General features: G+C 35.3%; 14 protein-coding genes. 7 read left to right on the forward strand and 7 right to left on the reverse strand.

Annotated features, from left to right (window positions below; translation table 11 throughout):
• Nucleotide 1: 1 nt before the first annotated feature.
• Both bcsQ and PVK70_RS00725 read right to left on the reverse strand, forming a co-directional pair.
• The gene (gene bcsQ, locus PVK70_RS00720) at nt 2–772 is read right to left on the reverse strand and encodes a cellulose biosynthesis protein BcsQ (RefSeq protein WP_130043590.1); all 771 of its coding nucleotides are present in this window, start codon (nt 770–772) and stop codon (nt 2–4) included.
• Nucleotides 769–984, reverse strand: a complete 216-nt coding sequence (locus PVK70_RS00725) for a hypothetical protein (protein WP_130043589.1) — start codon at nt 982–984, stop codon at nt 769–771. The genes bcsQ and PVK70_RS00725 overlap by 4 nt, the downstream gene beginning before the upstream one ends.
• Nucleotides 985–1,257: 273 nt before the next feature.
• Here PVK70_RS00725 and bcsE point away from each other — a divergent pair, with 273 nt between their 5' ends.
• The gene (bcsE, locus tag PVK70_RS00730; protein ID WP_130043588.1) at nt 1,258–2,805 is read left to right on the forward strand and encodes a cellulose biosynthesis protein BcsE; all 1,548 of its coding nucleotides are present in this window, start codon (nt 1,258–1,260) and stop codon (nt 2,803–2,805) included.
• A 177-nt stretch (nt 2,806–2,982) separates the two neighbouring features.
• Nucleotides 2,983–4,608 (forward strand): cellulose biosynthesis protein BcsG, encoded by a 1,626-nt coding sequence (bcsG, locus tag PVK70_RS00735; protein WP_130043587.1) that lies wholly within the window; start codon nt 2,983–2,985, stop codon nt 4,606–4,608.
• Between the two features lie 74 nt (nt 4,609–4,682).
• Here bcsG and PVK70_RS00740 read toward each other — a convergent pair whose 3' ends face one another.
• Nucleotides 4,683–5,153, reverse strand: a complete 471-nt coding sequence (locus tag PVK70_RS00740) for a YhcH/YjgK/YiaL family protein (RefSeq protein ID WP_130043586.1) — start codon at nt 5,151–5,153, stop codon at nt 4,683–4,685.
• 104 nt (nt 5,154–5,257) lie between these two features.
• Between PVK70_RS00740 and PVK70_RS00745 the strand changes: the two genes are divergently transcribed.
• From PVK70_RS00745 to PVK70_RS00755, 3 genes are all read left to right on the forward strand, one after another.
• The gene (locus PVK70_RS00745; protein ID WP_130043585.1) at nt 5,258–6,268 is read left to right on the forward strand and encodes an AraC family transcriptional regulator; all 1,011 of its coding nucleotides are present in this window, start codon (nt 5,258–5,260) and stop codon (nt 6,266–6,268) included.
• A 128-nt stretch (nt 6,269–6,396) separates the two neighbouring features.
• Nucleotides 6,397–6,774, forward strand: coding sequence for an MFS transporter (locus tag PVK70_RS00750; protein WP_130043584.1), 378 nt, complete (start codon nt 6,397–6,399; stop codon nt 6,772–6,774).
• Nucleotides 6,767–7,990 (forward strand): HlyD family secretion protein, encoded by a 1,224-nt coding sequence (locus tag PVK70_RS00755; protein ID WP_130043583.1) that lies wholly within the window; start codon nt 6,767–6,769, stop codon nt 7,988–7,990. Before PVK70_RS00750 ends, PVK70_RS00755 begins: the two co-directional genes overlap by 8 nt.
• 100 nt (nt 7,991–8,090) lie before the next feature.
• Here the strand turns inward: PVK70_RS00755 and PVK70_RS00760 are convergent, their stop codons facing one another.
• Nucleotides 8,091–8,885: a RecX family transcriptional regulator gene (locus PVK70_RS00760; protein WP_130043582.1), complete on the reverse strand. Its 795-nt coding sequence runs from the start codon at nt 8,883–8,885 to the stop codon at nt 8,091–8,093.
• 217 nt (nt 8,886–9,102) lie between these two features.
• On the opposite strand from PVK70_RS00760, the gene PVK70_RS00765 reads away from it, so the two are divergent.
• Nucleotides 9,103–9,819 carry an ABC transporter ATP-binding protein gene (locus PVK70_RS00765; protein WP_130043581.1) on the forward strand — a complete coding sequence of 239 codons (717 nt, stop codon included), beginning with the start codon at nt 9,103–9,105 and terminating at the stop codon, nt 9,817–9,819.
• Nucleotides 9,819–10,691: a hypothetical protein gene (locus tag PVK70_RS00770; protein ID WP_130043580.1), complete on the forward strand. Its 873-nt coding sequence runs from the start codon at nt 9,819–9,821 to the stop codon at nt 10,689–10,691. The genes PVK70_RS00765 and PVK70_RS00770 overlap by 1 nt, the downstream gene beginning before the upstream one ends.
• A 52-nt stretch (nt 10,692–10,743) precedes the next feature.
• Here PVK70_RS00770 and PVK70_RS00775 read toward each other — a convergent pair whose 3' ends face one another.
• Genes PVK70_RS00775 through PVK70_RS00785 form a run of 3 tightly spaced genes read right to left on the reverse strand, consistent with a single transcriptional unit; the run spans nt 10,744 to nt 14,683 of the window.
• Entirely contained in the window at nt 10,744–12,177 is a 1,434-nt protein-coding gene (locus PVK70_RS00775) for an EAL domain-containing protein (RefSeq protein ID WP_130046675.1), read from the reverse strand.
• Nucleotides 12,178–13,503, reverse strand: a complete 1,326-nt coding sequence (locus PVK70_RS00780; RefSeq protein WP_130046676.1) for a GGDEF domain-containing protein — start codon at nt 13,501–13,503, stop codon at nt 12,178–12,180.
• Nucleotides 13,493–14,683, reverse strand: a complete 1,191-nt coding sequence (locus tag PVK70_RS00785; RefSeq protein ID WP_242504941.1) for a GGDEF domain-containing protein — start codon at nt 14,681–14,683, stop codon at nt 13,493–13,495. Before PVK70_RS00785 ends, PVK70_RS00780 begins: the two co-directional genes overlap by 11 nt.
• Nucleotides 14,684–14,726 lie beyond the last annotated feature (43 nt).

The raw sequence follows: 14,726 nt of genomic DNA on the forward strand, positions 1-14,726 counted from the left end.
GCTATATGCCTTCCATCGTTTTTGCAGAAAAGTGGGCTAAAAGCCAAAATGCAAGTTCATTCAGTCCTTTAGAAAACTGGCTGTGTGGTGCATATTTAATGACGTTACTTAATTGCGAGCAAGCATCTGGCACTGAGGTGTCATGGTGTAATAGCATAGGTAAGCACTGCTCTGCTAACTCTTGTTTAAATACCAACGAAAGATCTACACTATTTTCACTAAGAGGTTGGTACCGATTAATGAGAAAATAAGGATGGTGGCGCTGGTTAAAGCATTGAAAAGAAGCATTTTGTTGAGAGTAGGTGTAATTTTGAATATCTGCGTTAATCACACATAAAACCATATCTGCACTATCAAGTAATGCTGTATGGCTATCATCAAGCTCATTAATACTCGGCAACAACATCAATTGCCATTCATTCACAACTTCAGGCTGAGTTGGAAATACATTCAGTAAGCCATGAGGTAAAGAAGCCACCTCTTGTTTAATCGTTTTAAGCTCATCGACCGTTAATAGTCCATAAGGCACAAAGGATAAATTACTATTACTTACATAAGCAGCTTTTTTCCATGACTCATCGGATAGTACGCGTTTAGACCAACCATCTTTAATTGAAAAATCTAGAGCAAAATGCAAACTCATAAGATTTTCAGAGCGAAAATCAATAACATGAACACTTTCTTCAAGTTGCGTTAATGCTTGAATTAAATTTGCAGCGATAGTTGTTGAACCAACACCACCACGTAACCCCGTTATAATTATTCTTTTCATAATTCAGGTTCTTTTTTACCAACAAAGTGTTCACAACTCGGCTCTAACACATTACTTTCATTTATTTTACTTTTAGATAATAGGTCTAATGCATTCCATGATTTTTTTATTTTATTATAACGTTCAACTTCGCTTAACTCGTTGTATGAACGTTCTTTTGTATCAAAAGCAGAAAACAAAACCGTTATATCTTGACTAATTTTCCTAGCCATAAAGTAGTAACCTTAATGAGTGATGTAATAGATTTTATGTAATGGGACATTCTATTACACATTTGTACTAATATAATACTCAGCGCATGTATCATAAGTGAGACTGAGGTTGATATACATATATAATCATTTATATATCAAATGCACATTCAGAAAAAACATATAAACTAGCTTAAGAAATAAAAAATAATACCATTACAAAACAGACTCAACAAGATTACAAATAAGCAACATGAACACCTCTAAAATAATTAATACCGCTGAGTGATACGCATGATAAAAAATTCATATCCACTTGAAAATACAAGTAAAAAATTAAAATCCAGTGTTTATATAACGACATTCAGCACTAAAACACCGATCGTGAATCACGTATCTGAATTAGTAAAAAGTGAGACTATAAATACATTTATATGCTCAACAACACTAAATACATTCACCAAATCATTAAGTGACTCAAATACATTCTCATTAAAAAAGAGTTTACATTCATATTGTCCAAACATATATTTCAATAACCATGATGCATGTAATTCACTTAAGCATTTATATAACGATATAAATAAAACTCAAATAAAAAATAACTCATCAATAATTTTAGTTATTTCAGACAATATATTCACCTCAAAAAAAGTTAAAAGTGAAATAGCATTCTTTGAAAAAATTCAAACTCTAGCTATTGAGAAATCACTTACTATAAATGTATTAATCTATGGCAGAGATATACATTTAATAAAAAAAATGATCAGCCAACATCCTAACTTATGCGTTGGTTATTCAAGCCTACAAAGCATAGATAAAAAAACCTTTTTATATCATGTTTATTATTGGGGATTGAATACTGGCATGCGAGGAGATAGTGAAACCTATCTTACTCTTAATGATGATCAATCACTCACACCACAATCAAAAATGGGTAATGCTCAAACCGCTTCTCCTCTGAATATCGATGATGAAAGTACAATCTATATCTCACATACAGCGATTGAAAAAAATCAAAAAACATCAGATGCCATGATCTGTTCATCAAATAATGACAGTTTAGAAAAAAGCCTAACAACAATATCCCGAGCAACAATAGTATTAAGCTGTTCAACGAAAAATGAAGTGCGACTATTAGGGATCAGTATATATAAGTTACGAAAAACTTTTGGGCACCATATTAAAATTATAATTAGAGAAATGCAGCCCTGTTTACGTTATTCTGATGAAATGTACTTGCTACAATCAGGTATCAATTTGATCATTCATTTCGGAACTCGATTCTCAAGCATGCTTAGTTCGATAGAGATCTTACGTGGCCAAATACTTACCCGAGCCCTCCCTAGTAGCACAGAAGAATTACTTAACTTTCACTCACAGACAGAGAAAATAAAAGGTTATACGACCAATGACCGCTTTATTGATTACACCAGTGAATCCTTAGTGCATCTAGATATATCCCAAACTGAGTTTGCCCTAATAAAATTAGAACTTCTCCCTAACATTAGTCCTGAAGCTTATCTTAATATGTGCCAAATCCAAAGGGAGGGGGATGTGATGACTGTGTGTACAAGTGCTATTTATCTATTCTTACAAGGCGTTCGCATGACCGATCTTCCTGTAGCATTGCGCAATATTTTTACGCTACCAATTAGGGATATTTTTTCTAGTCAAACCAGCTTTACAACAGTAGGAAGTATAGAGCGTGAACTGCCAAATATTACACAACATGCTGTAATTATTGAGAATAAATCAGCTCCAGAAGAAGGTCTTACTCGCTCTTCTGAGGATTATTCTGCTCCTGTTATTCTCGCAAAACATAAACCATTGGATTTTTAACATTATGAATATTGAAGATTTTATACTTACCGTCTTATTCAGTGGGTTTTCAGGGATAATTATTGGTTACTTTTTACGAGATATTTCCACCGTGGTAGTGCGCCTTTATAACACCTATGTCCGTAAACCAAAATACTTAGTTAAATACAGTTTTGAAGATAATGGGAATGCAGATAAATGAAGACAAACACACTACAACAACCTCTGTATGGGCTTGGTTGGTGGAATATTTATTTCATCATTAAGATTGGCCTATTTACTCAGGATATTATTCGTTTTCATCCACTTGAGAACTTTGCCTTTGTTGCTTTTTTATTGCTGCCATTAAAACCAAGGGCCCTCAAAATCATACGACAATGTATTGCTGTACCTATTGGATTATGGCTAATGCATTTCGATTCTTTTTTGCCGCCTCTAAATCGTTTATGGGGCCAGATAGGACAGTTATTACAATTTAACCTTAGCTACCTTATTGAGCTTGCTGGTCGCTTTATTTCTCCACAAGCATTTCTTGCTTTATTTGTGTTAATTTTTGCTTATTACTTTTTAAACCAAGTGTTCCGTATTTCTGTTTTCGTTATACTTGCTCTGGTTTACATCAGCCTGCCTCAAAGCATATTTAACTCTCAAGCAAAAGAAACGGTTATTGCTCAACAACCAACTATCACCCAAACGACAACGCCTTCACAGCAATCTATTGATGAAAGCGGCCCTGTTAACGATGCGGTACTTAACCAAGCAAAAGAGTTATTCTTTAAAAATGAAGCACAACGAAGAGTTACCTTTCCAAGCGTTGCGCCATCAACTAAATTTGACCTTCTGTTTTTAAGTATTTGTTCTGTCGCATGGGATGACATTGAAATTGCAGGCTTAGAAAATCATCCTCTGTTTAAAGAATTTGATGTTATGTTCGATAACTTCAGTGCTGCGACCTCTTATAGTGGCCCTGCGGTTATTCGATTATTAAGAGCGAGTTGCGGGCAAGAAACACACCAAGAATTATTTTCCGCACCATCATCTAAACAATGCTTCTTGTTTGATAATCTAGCTAAACTTGGTTTCCAAGAAAATCTATTATTAAATCACGACGGTAAATTTGATGACTTCCTAGGGTTACTTAAAGAAGACGGTGATTTACAAGCACCATTAATGTCTCAAGCAGGGTTAGAGCAATATCAATCCGCTTTTGATGGCTCACCCATTTATCGAGATAAAGAAGTGCTTACTCGCTGGCTAGGAAATAGAGAAAATGCACAAGACAGCTCTGTTGTCGCTCTTTATAATACGATTTCATTACACGATGGAAATCGCATTATTAGAGCCAGTGGTAAAGTAGGTTTAGTCAGTTATAAGCTTAGATTAAAGAATCTATTGGATGATTTATATGATTTCTTCCAGACGCTTAAAGCCTCAAAACGTAATGTTGTTGTCATGCTTGTTCCTGAACATGGCGCAGGTATGCGTGGTGATAAAATGCAAATTGCGGGTATGCGTGAAATCCCATCATCTACGATAGTACATACTCCTGTTGGTATGAAGATCTTTGGTGAAAATATCACTCGTACAGGAGATACGGTTCATATTAATGCAGAATCAAGTTACTTAGCCGTCTCAGCATTAGTTAGTCGAATTTTAGCGCAAGATATTTACAGCCAAAAAACGTTTGATCCTAAAGCCCTAACTCAGGGATTACCAAAAACTAAAATGGTTGCCCAAAATTCAGGGACAACAGTAATGGAATATAACAACAAACCCTATGTTTCTCTTGATGGTTCAACATGGTCTGAATACCCAAAAAAATAATGCGTTATAAAAAAGCCCACGCCCTATATTTAGTATAGGATGTGGGCTTTTTTTATGAAAACAGTATTGGTTAACTACACCAACAACGCACTGTTCACTTTAATAATCAGTTTCTTCACTGCTGCTGGCTTATCATCAACCGCAACTAATGGACGATGTGGTTGCTTAGGATTAAAAATAATAAACTCACCAGCCGTTAATGTGACAAATTGCTCATCTTTCACATCGTTACTAAAAGCAATGTCTTTCTCTGCAAGATAGTCATCTTCAATCGACAGTAACGGATAGTCACTGTATCCAAAAGTTTCTGTACCTTCTAATATCAATTGTACATCAAGGTATTTATGATGAATTTCTGAACGACGATGTTCTTTCAATTCCGTTTTATCATTCACAATAAAATAGACTGACTCATCATAAGATAATGGGTAATTCCCAACCTCTGTATTATTGGCTGTTTGCTCTTTTACTTTTTGAATAATCTCAATGATAACAGGGTGTAATGTTGCCCCTTGAATATCGTCATTCCATTTACCTTTAAACAAGATAGCCTCTCAATGATATCAATTATGAAGCTGAAAATAGTAGCATGAGATATTGATATCAGTAAGATATAATGCTGTTTAAACGTGACTTTTAATGAGGCTTCATGGCTAAACCAAACGCAACTTATCTCGTGCGAGTGCACAGTGCGAAAATGCTAATAGACCATGCGATGAAATATTATGCTCTAACCTATGCCGATTTTGATATGCCGCCTCATCTATTTGATTATCAATTAAAATTGATGCCATTAAGTGATCTCGAAGCTCTACTCTGTAAAATTGAATTATTAACTCAAGATCCAGCTTACACAGCAAAACTAACACAATCAGACAGTTTGAAGCAGTTTGGTCCTTTTGTGCAGTTACTAGCAAGCTCGACCAATTTGGGGATGGCAATCAAGCGTATGAACACCATACATAATGCGCTTCAGTCTGGGGTGCAGGTCAATATGCTACTTAGCGGCTCGATTGCAAAATGGCGAATTTTAACGCCAACAATGCTACCTCAAGCTCGTATCCATGAGAGTATTTTAGCAGCGGGATCGTTTGTTCGATTATTAAAACTATTTCATGGCGACGACTATCAACCTGTTGTCATTCACTTATCAGGTAACATGATTGGTAAAACAGGAGAAATCGAGGCTATATTTAACTGCCCTATCGTATGGAACAGCCCTAATACCCAAGTCTGGTTTCCTGCTAAAGACATCACTTGCCCTCGTCGCTTTGAGCTACCAACACCACAAGTGAAAGCATTTACCGTAGAGCAAGCGATGAGTTATATGCTTATTCCACAGCCTCAAGATACGTTAAAAGTGGTATTTGAACTCACTAAATATGCCTTGTTTTTTGGTTATCCTACGCTTGAGTTTGTCGCTCAAAAAATGGGAATGAAGCCACTTACTCTTCAACGTCGCTTACAAGATCAAAGTATTGCTTTTACCGATATAGTTCATCACAGCATTTGTGATGAGGCTACCGCATTAATGGGAAGTGAGTTATCCATACAAGAAATTGCACACCGAGTTGGCTATAAAACTACGGCTTCATTTTCTGTTGCGTTTAAACGTATGTACGGTGTAACTCCTGTTCAATACAGAAAGACACTGCTTTAACAACCCAATAAAAAGATTCAAATACATCAATTTAAATCACGGTTTGATATATAAAAATACATTTAATCGACATATTACTCCGCTACCCTTCATGCTTACTGCTCATTATTATTTAAGGTAAATCATTTATGAGTTTAGTCAGCATGCCCTTCGTTGGATCAGGTCAGGATCTTGGGCTGCATATTGCTGCGAGCGTCGTCATGATAGGAAGTATTATCGCCCTCGCGTATGGTTTCTGGAAACTTCATGAACTACCAATCAACAAAGCACACAGTAAACAACACCAACAAATAGGGTTAATTACCGCCCTCACTTGGATAGGGTTTGTTTGGCATTGGGTCTGGGTTTTAGCCGTGATTTGTGCTTTTGTTGATGCAGAAAAAGCATTGATAAAAATTCGAGATATTTGGCATCAACCGACTTCACCATTACAGACACAAGAGCAAACACCAATAACAGAAATTGCGACTACACAATCAACTCAAGAGGAGAATCACAATGCTTGAGGGATTAGCGGTATGGGCTCTATTTATCTATCTACTTAGAATGGTAGGCATGCCTTGGAATAAGTTTACCCAAGGTTTTGCTTATATTGGTGGCGGATCTTGGCTGTTATTTGTCTGGGCTGGGTTATTAAATTTCACGCCTATGGATCTTTCTGGTGGCTCGGTGGTGCAATCGCCACATATTCAACTTCGCCCTGCGAGTACGCAAATTAAAGGCGTCGTAACCAAGATTTATGTTGAACCAAACCAAGAAGTGACTAAAGGCCAACTGGTTTATGAAATTGATGATGAGATTTACCAAATTGCGCTAAACAAAGCGATAGTCTCACAAGAAGCGAGCGCTGTTGGGCTTGAAGTTGCAAATCAAAACGTGAAACTGGCACGCCAAGCTATTACTGCTTCAGAAAGTGATATTGTGGTTAGCCAAAAACAAATTGAAGCAAAGAACCAAGATCTAAAATATAAGAAACTCACACTACAACGTTATGTTGAACAAAACCGTAAAGTAAAAAATACCATTACTCAAAGTGCATTAGATGAACAAGGAACACTTGTATCTATTGGGGAAATTGATGTTGCCAGTGCTGTTGCTCAATTAGATAAAGCCAAACTGGCTAATGAAAAAGCATTGTTAGATCTAGATAATGCAAAATTAGGTGTAAAAGCCAAAGAAAGTGAGCTAGCGAGTGCAAAAGAAAGCGTTGCTCAAGCACAATGGAACTTAGACAACACCAAAGTCTATGCCCCTGCTGATGGCTACGTGACAAACTTTATTCTGCGTGAAGGTCAATATATTGGTGCGGTTCCACGTATGCAGATGTATACCAATGAGAAGTACGTATTAATGCGCGTTAATCACCAAGCAATACGTAATGTGACGGTTGGTCGCCCTGCTGAGTTTTCTAGCGCAGTTTATCCTGGAAAAGTCTTTGTAGCAGAGGTTGAAGGCATTGTTGAAGCAACAGGGGAAGCACAAGGTAATTTACTAGGCCGAGAAACGAATGTTCGCCAAACGACAGGATTAAACGTTAATAATAAGCACCACTTTGTGCGTTTAAAACTCGAAGAGGGCGAAGGCTATGATATTCCTGTTGGCTCGGTTGGTTTGGCATGGATATCTGGCGAAAAACCAATTGGCTTTATGGCTTTCTTAGATGTAATTCGTGGCATTATCATTCGTATGAAATCACAAATTTACTTCTTCTATTCATTGTAACAATTTAGATGTTTTGGCCCTATAGTTCACTCTCTCGAACTATGGGGCTTTTTATATTTCTACTTTTTGTCGTCGCTAACTAATCCGAAACTCGCTGTAATTAATTCAATGTTTCTTTAATTTCATCAGAGCTAAAACCATGGGAATACAGATACGCATAGGCTTTGCTTTTGTCTTTTGAATTGCTTAAATCAAAGCGTTTTTTGTCTAATCGTAATTGGCAGTTCTCATAAAAATCGATTGAACCATCCATCTCTAATTTTTCAATTTCTTCATCAAAAGTAGAAATATCGATCAGTTTTTGTTTTAGCTCCCGCTTGATAACAGACTTACCTTTTAGTTTACGGGCAAGCTTCTCAATTTCTTTAACGAGATCCGCTTTATCGGCTTTGATTTGCATTTTAGAAGGTAGTGTAGAAGCAATAGAGTGAGACTTAATGGCTTCACGAATATCGGACGATTTAAAGCCATATTTAGTCAAGGTTGTATAAAGTTTATCGCTAGATAATCCCTCAAAATTTATTTGTTCTAATCGACGATTTAATAAACTAAATTCACAGATCTCATCACGGTGGGTAATATATTCGATCGCTTCACTGATCACTGTGGCGCTAATCCCCTTCTCTTTTAACTTCGTAATTATAAATTGACTGCCTTTTTCTGCACTAAATGCTCTTTCTACAAAGTTGATTGCAAAATCTTTGTCTGGTTTTAAATAACCACGTTCAATTAAGTCATTTAGAACCGTATCAATCCACTCTTGGTTATCTGTCTTCGCAACTAGTTTCTTTCTTAACTCATCAATAGTTCTGTCTTTGGCTTCAAGATGATAAAAAGCACTGCCATAGACATTATCAATGGTTTTTGCGGGCTTTACTGGGCGTTGGCTGAACATGATAACCTCTGATTTTATTGTTCTAACAAAAGCTGAATCTAACGTATCTCAGTCTAAGACGCAAAACTAATTCGAATGCTGTATTTATATTAACCTGAAGTATAAGAGATCAAGTCAGGGAAAACACAAATGAACCTCATCCATTTCTTTCCTTATGGAACTTATCATGATATTTCTACTCAATAGTACCAAGCAATTCAATAATGTAAGGCGCAGAATGACTTCTCTTGTCCATGTAAGAAATGTCTCAAAACACTATTCAGACTCAAATAAAAACCAACAAGCATTAAGTGATATCAGTTTTGATTTAAAAGCAGGACAAGTTCTCGGCTTACTCGGTCATAATGGCGCGGGCAAATCGACATTGATAAATGCTCTGTTGGGCACTCATCGTTATGAGGGTGAGATCAGAGTGAATGGTCTGCATCCTATCGATCAACACGCCGAATTAATGCAGTATTTAGCCTACATTTCTGATGTAAATGTGTTACCTGAATGGATGAGTGTAAAACAACTTTTAAAATATACCTCAGGAGTCCACCCTAGCTTTGATATTAATAAAGCGACTTCTGTATTAAGTAACACCAATATCAAATTAAATAGTAAAATAAGCTCGCTATCAAAAGGCATGAAGGTACAAGTTCATTTAGCTATAGTAATTGCAACCGATACTAAAGTTCTGATCTTAGATGAGCCTACCTTAGGATTAGATTTATTATATCGCGACACCTTTTATCAGCACTTAACAACTTGGTTTAATGCAGGAGAGCGCTGTTTAATTATTGCGAGTCATGAAGTGGCTGAAATTGAGCATCTATTAACAGATGTATTGATCTTAAAACAAGGTAAATGCGTGAAGAAAGAGACCATGGATAATATTCCTCAAGGTACATTAGCTGAACTCTTTATTGCCCTTCAAAAGGAATCTATTTAATGCGCACATCATTATATATGTTTGAAAAAGAGCTTGTTGAACACAAAACGATTACTCGTGTCCCTCTGTTTATTCTTCTTTGCGGTGCAGTACTTTTCATTAGTTTAATGATGAACACTAACCTACAAGATAATGTATTTATTTCAGTCGAGACTCAGGGTGACTTCAGCCCGTTTAGCTCTGAGTTTTCAAACGACCTACAACTCGCATTAAGCTTTATCGTTGGTATTTTATCATTAGCTCTCACAACGACTTACCTTTCAAAAACATTACGTAAAGAGCGTAATGAAGGCAGCTCTGCATTTTGGCGCAGCATGCCAATCTCTAGCCAATATACGCACGCGATAAAACTGGCTTTTGGTTTAATTGTAATACCATTGATTTTTTCTGCATTAGTACTTATCGCCAATCTATTCTTTTGGGTAATTAGCTTATCAAGCGACACTCTATTAGTGATGCTTCATGAACACACCTCATTTATATCAGTGATTACCCATTGGCTGCAGTTTATGGGAAGAATGCTACTGGTTAGCGTGGTGATGTTACCTATTGCAGGATTAGTTTTAGCTGTATCTCAAGTCAGTAATTCACCTTTAATCATCTTACTATTAGGCGGTTATGCATTGAAACTGCTGTCAACTTGGGTGCTAAACTGGGATGGTATTGCCGTATTTCTCACTCATATGTATAAGATCCCAACAACGATCTTGCTCTCTTCAGAGCCTTTCATGAGTTTTTCACAAGCAGGGATTGGGTTCTTAAGCTTATATAGTTTACTTGGCGCTATTTCATTGTTCATTAGTATTTCATTGTATCGAACTACTGAGATCTCTTGGCAGTCATTAAACCCACGTTGGTTGTTTAATAAGTAAATAAAAAGGGAGAGATACATAAAGTAGACCTCTCCCTTATTCTTGTTAGCTACTACTTACCTTTAACTACTGTGTTGAAGTCTTGAAGTGGCATTGGTTTAAAGTACAAGAAACCTTGATGTGATGAGATCTGTAACTCATTCAATATCTGTTGTTGATTCTTGTTCTCTACTCCTTCAGCAACCAACTTAATATCCAGATTATTTGCCAATAAGATAATATTTTCCAGTATCTTAAGTGACAGTGAATTGATTTCAATATCATCAATGAATGACTTATCAATCTTAACAAAATCAAATTGATAATAGTTTAAATACTGTAAAGATGAGTACCCTGTACCATAGTCATCCAAAGCAAACATAACACCTATATCTCTAAATTTTTGCATATAAGAAATAATTTTCGTTCTGTTTTCAAACTCTGTTGATTCAGTAAACTCCAGCACCAGTGTGCATTTTTTAGCCAACTGACAGCATAATGAGTATATCTCTTCATTATACAAACACATCTCTGTTAGATTAACACTGATCCTTAACCCGTGATAACCGCTTGTCCCTTTATACTCATTCAGTTGGGTTAGAATCGATTTTGTCATGGATCCCATTAAACCGTATTTTTCAATTTTTGGGATAAAATCCAACGGTGAGATCACTTTTCCAGTAGATGTAATCCAACGCGCTAAGACTTCGCCACCCACAATCTCTTCTTTTTCGTTAACCACTGGCTGTACAAATGGCTTAATCTGGTGTCTCTTTATGACTTTTTTCAATTTATAGTAGTCATAATTAAAGATGGAACTTTTTATCGAAAGCACTTTTGCCAGTAATAGAGCAAATAATACCATCGCAATAAAGAAACGATTATCAATCAAGTAATGCTTTATCGACACTGCAACATTATAATTAAGCAGAATGATGAAATCATATTGATTTGACTCATAAGTATCATCCCCATTGACAGAGTGCTCTCCAAATTGATTATCACTTGATAAGGTATACTCTTCATTCGACAGTAATACATTACCAACTCGACTTTCTTTGAGATCTTCTGCTACCCCTTTCATAAAGAATTGGATACCATTCTCACCATCATATTGATGATAATAAGAAATAGCAGGGAGTCCAGTTAATACATTTTTCTCTTTAATATGAATTTCTTTTTGTGGTACTTCTTTTTTTGAAATATTCAAACCAACTAAAGAGCTACAATAATACCTTCCATCTCTAATAATAGAGATACTATTAATTGCAGGGTTTAAGGCTGTCACTTTTTGTAGAGATAAAATCATCTCATTGCAATTTTTACTTTTTAAATGTTCTAACTCTACTGCAATCTCTTTTGCTTTAGAAAACTTTGATTCAATTTGAACAATTGTATGCTCTACATTTGACTCTACAAATTTCTCATAATCAGCAAAAACAACATATTTAGACACAACAAATACAACAAATACACCAATAATATATTTATTAAAGATATCTTTCATTTACTTTACATCTTCCATTAAAATCGCTCTGTTTCTTCCAGAGTTTTTTGCTTGATACAAAGCTTTATCAGCTAGCTTAAACGCCTTCTTAAAAGAAAAAGCGTGACCCGTTGTTGCCCCAATAGAGACAGTAACATTCATTCCTTCTATCAATTCTCGACAAATTGAATGTCGAATGTCTTCAATACGATTGAGTAATCCATTATGTGATATATGATTCAATACAATCACGAACTCCTCTCCCCCCCATCGTATTGCGACATCATTCTGTCTTACATTTTTCTGTAATCGCTTACAGACTTCTTTGATAACCAAGTCCCCTTTTAAATGCCCATGCTCATCATTAATGTTTTTAAAATGATCGATATCGACAATGATGACCGATTTCCCCGACGTTCTATTTAATTTATTTTCATGGTAGTCACGACGATACAACCCCGTCATTTGATCAATCGCATAGTGATTGAAAAAATGTGATAACAAACTCTCAATGGAAAATACTATGACAATCATCATAAATGAAAATATAAGGCTGATGCATAAAATAAGTACCATATTAATAGATATCGTTAACTGGTTATCTATTGGTGCACAAGGTATCGTTATGCTTTCCTTTTGTATAAATAAACCGCCACTCTTACGATAAGATAAAAACGTCTTTCTTTTATTATTAAAGTCATTCAACCAATGAGTAAAAACATCATCTTTTAAATCAATTAAAACCATTGCCTCTAATGATTTATTAACATACATCGGATAAAAAATAGTTCTTATCTTTTGTAAAGAATATTTCTCAACATAAGGCTCTGTAAATTTCAAATCACATTGTGAAAATGCTTGATAACGTTCAAGCATTTTCTCATTTTCTAATATTCTATTTATCCAATTCTCATCAAATTTATATTTTGAGTTTAAATCAATATGAACATCCCCTAATGGTTTTACATGAGCATTATTTACGTTAGTGGCTGATTTTTGTAATAATGTTATTCCCCAATACCCCTCACCAACATTCAGTTTGATCTCTTCCTCTAAAAGGTTAATGCCTGAAGACAGTTGCTTGATTTTTCCTGTTTCATTTACCATAACAGAGACACCATTAAGCATATGAACACCTTGCTCCATCTCAACCGATAAAGTATTAAGATAAAAAGGTGTTGCCTTCCTAATGGTGTCATATAGCTTGGTTATCTTTTGGTGTGTCTCCATATTGAATGTGTTTGCTTCTAGACGGTTATATTGAAACAAACCATATGTAGATAATGAAAATAGAAAAAAGAACAATTTCCAATTCATATTCTTAGGCATATATTTACTATGTTTCATACTGACCTTGCTCAATCGTCACTCGATTTCGTCCTGCGTTTTTAGATTGATAAAGTGCCATATCTGCCCTCTCTATGGCCTCAACCATCAGTTCTGAATCTTTTTTCTCAACACCACCAATGGATATGGTAATCAGCATATTTTCAATCAATTCACTCTCTATGCATTGACGTAACTTTTCGGCTTTATTAAAAAAATCTTTCATGTGCATATAAGGGAAAATAATCATAAACTCTTCACCTCCCCATCGAATGGCAATATCATTCGCGCGGATATGGGCACGAATACGCTCTGAAACCTGTTTAATCACACAGTCACCAACATCATGTCCGTAGGTATCGTTCACTTGTTTAAAATGGTCAATGTCAATCATAAGAACATATGCACTGTCTAATTGTTCTAGTTTACTTTCATAATAATCTCGACGATATAATTTCGTCATTACATCATAACGCAATTTATTTTTTATTCTTGAAAAACAGATGTATAAAAAATAAACAGCAAAATTAATGATTGTTGATAAATATAAAGAAGAAATAAACATATTACTGATATCGATGCTTACCGGATAAATAGCATTATTTGATGAATACGGTAATACAATATCAAATGTGAAAATATCTAACCCTTTTCCACCTTTAATAAACAACCATTCCTTATTATTAAAATTACTGATTAAACCATTAATCCAGCCTTCCTTGACGTCTACAATAATAACAGACACCAATTTTCGGTCTAAATATATTGGGTAGATAATGGAGTGTATCAATTTATTCGTCCACTCTTCTTTATATACTTCTGTGACTTTTATATCATCAGAATGGAAACCTTTATAGTTCTCGGCTAAGTTTTCCAACTCAATAATACGATCTAACATCAAACTGTCATGTAATGATTTATCATTAAATTTAATGTAGTTTTTTCTTAATGGTTTAAAATAAGAGTTGCCTGTATCTTCATCATTCAGTTTTTCAATAACCGCAACAGTCCAGATATACTTTTTATCTATGACTGTTTCTAAGCTTTGACGAAGTAGAGCAATGGCAGGAGAAAGAACTTTTACCGTTCCTTTTTTATTTACAATAATACCAACATCATCGATTTCATGAACACCTCCATCTAACTGGATTTCATTGGCATTAATATAATAACCATGAAATCGCTTCGTAAGATCAACCACTTCTTGATATTTTATCTTAATGTTTTTATCTAAAATCGAGATG

The organism is Aliivibrio sp. A6, from assembly GCF_028765505.1.
Taxonomy (GTDB): domain Bacteria; phylum Pseudomonadota; class Gammaproteobacteria; order Enterobacterales; family Vibrionaceae; genus Aliivibrio; species Aliivibrio finisterrensis_A.

What these genes read in the sequence shown, in the direction of transcription:
- bcsQ (WP_130043590.1), bottom strand. Translation starts at nt 772, where the DNA reads ATGAAAAGAATAATTATAACGGGGTTACGTGGTGGTGTTGGTTCAACA.
- PVK70_RS00725 (WP_130043589.1), bottom strand. Translation starts at nt 984, where the DNA reads ATGGCTAGGAAAATTAGTCAAGATATAACGGTTTTGTTTTCTGCTTTT.
- bcsE (WP_130043588.1), top strand. Translation starts at nt 1,258, where the DNA reads ATGATAAAAAATTCATATCCACTTGAAAATACAAGTAAAAAATTAAAA.
- bcsG (WP_130043587.1), top strand. Translation starts at nt 2,983, where the DNA reads ATGAAGACAAACACACTACAACAACCTCTGTATGGGCTTGGTTGGTGG.
- PVK70_RS00745 (WP_130043585.1), top strand. Translation starts at nt 5,258, where the DNA reads ATGGCTAAACCAAACGCAACTTATCTCGTGCGAGTGCACAGTGCGAAA.
- PVK70_RS00750 (WP_130043584.1), top strand. Translation starts at nt 6,397, where the DNA reads ATGAGTTTAGTCAGCATGCCCTTCGTTGGATCAGGTCAGGATCTTGGG.
- PVK70_RS00755 (WP_130043583.1), top strand. Translation starts at nt 6,767, where the DNA reads ATGCTTGAGGGATTAGCGGTATGGGCTCTATTTATCTATCTACTTAGA.
- PVK70_RS00760 (WP_130043582.1), bottom strand. Translation starts at nt 8,885, where the DNA reads ATGTTCAGCCAACGCCCAGTAAAGCCCGCAAAAACCATTGATAATGTC.
- PVK70_RS00765 (WP_130043581.1), top strand. Translation starts at nt 9,103, where the DNA reads ATGACTTCTCTTGTCCATGTAAGAAATGTCTCAAAACACTATTCAGAC.
- PVK70_RS00770 (WP_130043580.1), top strand. Translation starts at nt 9,819, where the DNA reads ATGCGCACATCATTATATATGTTTGAAAAAGAGCTTGTTGAACACAAA.
- PVK70_RS00775 (WP_130046675.1), bottom strand. Translation starts at nt 12,177, where the DNA reads ATGAAAGATATCTTTAATAAATATATTATTGGTGTATTTGTTGTATTT.
- PVK70_RS00780 (WP_130046676.1), bottom strand. Translation starts at nt 13,503, where the DNA reads ATGAAACATAGTAAATATATGCCTAAGAATATGAATTGGAAATTGTTC.